General features: G+C 56.9%; 1 protein-coding gene. It reads right to left on the bottom strand.

Annotation, left to right across the window (positions count from 1 at the left end; genetic code table 11):
* Window positions 1–1,063: 1,063 nt before the first annotated feature.
* On the bottom strand, window positions 1,064–1,810 hold the full coding sequence (locus QZ326_RS13090; RefSeq protein WP_295746071.1) for a hypothetical protein: 747 nt from the start codon (window positions 1,808–1,810) through the stop codon (window positions 1,064–1,066).
* Window positions 1,811–1,905: the final 95 nt, after the last annotated feature.

Raw genomic sequence — 1,905 nt, 5'->3', positions numbered from 1 at the left:
CGACCACCGAGATCTACACTCTTTCCCTACACGACGCTCTTCCGATCTCGGCGATCTGTTCCTCGCCGCACCGCTTGATAATCTCCTTGGCGATATAGCAATGGTCCGAGTGGGCGTAGGAAGCTATCTCGCCGTGGAAGGAGGGAGACAGCTGCGGCACATAGTGATCCGCCGCGGCCAGCAGCAGATGAACTCTGTTCGCATCCGAAATATCCACCGCGTTCTGACAGGCGGTGCGGTAGATCTCCTCGGAAAAGCGCACATCATTTGCTAACACCAGAGCCATCATTCTAGCTCCCACATTTCCCGGCCTTCCAGCCGCCGCAGTGAGAAGGTCATCTGCGTGTTCCGTCAGCACTTTGGGGCAGAGTACCTGAAAAGCGGACATCTCCCCATCTTGGATGGCGAGGATGGCCTTGTCAAAATCGCTCATCCGCAGAGGACGCATCCCCACCGTATTGACGTACTCCGTAATGCTTCCAGTCATACGGCGCAGGAGCTGTTCAGTCTGGCCCATGGCCTGCTCCTGCCGCTCCCGCTGCTCCATCAGCGCCTCGATGACGGCCTTTTGCTCCTGCTGGCTCAGGTGAACCACTGTACCGCCTGTGTCCTCCTCCACGCCGCCGATCTTCATGTGCCGGGCGTGGGTGGCATGGTCACCATGGAACGCCTTGGTGATGGCGGCGGCGGTGAGGAACATCCGATCCAGGTCGTTGCCGTTTTCACCCAGGGTCTTGCCGGTGGCGAGTTTTTGGGTGATACTCCTTTTCTGGCTCTCGTCATACCACTTGAGGTAGACGTCCAGATAGACACCCTCGCTGGCGCCGTAGTCGGTGGTGCAGAAGATATCCGCATCCTTGGGAATCTCCCTGCCATCCCTCCAGTGGTCATCCATGAGGAAGTATTCATCGGGTAGGTGCCCCATGCCCTCCAGCCGGTGCTTCGGCTCCTCAAACACCTCCTGCGCCACAGGCTGGCCGGCGTATTCCAATTTTCGAGGGCCCGCTTCGGAGGGCGTCCGCCGCTCCAGTTCAATTACATTCATTTTCTCTCTCCTCCCGCTCTAATCTCCATCATGGCAGTTACAGGGCAGGTCATCATCGGGGAACATCCAGCACATGGCGGTCTGATTCAGATCGGCCTCCACAAAATCCCGCCACGCCCAATCGCGCCCCAGGCCCTTGACCGTGATGAGGTTGGGCTTGGCGCCGTCCTCGATAGCGATGGCCCGGTCATAGAGATCCCGGTGCTGGTGGTAGAGGGTGCGGATTTCCCGTTTCTTCATACTGGGACAGAAAAAACAGGAGGATTTGCCGGGCAGCGGCAGACCCTCCTGCAATATGGCGGCAACGCAGTCCTCCCGCGTCCAGCCCCAGTCCATAAGCGGATATTCTTTTTTATATTTGGTGTCAGCGTCGTCAATGGGCTGGGCGTGGTCCCGCCGTTTCTGCTCCCCAACATCAAAGCCGATAAATTTAGTGATGCGTTCCCCTCTGGCCCAAGCCTCCCGGCAGGGTGGATAATTGTTGCAGAATTTATCCTGGGGACCAACCTTGTGCTTGAGGGAACAAGTCTTGTATCCGTAGGCGATGGCGGGCAGCGTCCCGGAGCGGAGGCACTCCTGTTCCAGAGTCAGACGGTCCCCATTCTTATCCGTGTACACCACCTGGGTGATTGCCGGCAGGCCGTGTTCCTCCAGCCAGCGGTCCATGATGGGGAGATAGTCATAGGTATGGGGCTGCTCACCCCCGGTATTGGAAAACAGGATCAGGTCCACCGGGATCTTCCGGTGGTATAAACCGATCAGCATAGCGGTCGAATTTGTTTTATGGAAAGCTTTCCATAAAACAAATAATGAAAAGAAACTCAAAATGTAAAGAAACCTCCTCAATGTGAAGAAAGAGC

This window comes from uncultured Oscillibacter sp. (assembly GCF_910587525.1).
Taxonomy (GTDB): domain Bacteria; phylum Bacillota; class Clostridia; order Oscillospirales; family Oscillospiraceae; genus Oscillibacter.
This window is presented reverse-complemented; position numbering and strand designations above follow the sequence as displayed.

What these genes read in the sequence shown, in the direction of transcription:
- QZ326_RS13090 (WP_295746071.1), bottom strand. Translation starts at nt 1,810, where the DNA reads ATGCTGATCGGTTTATACCACCGGAAGATCCCGGTGGACCTGATCCTG.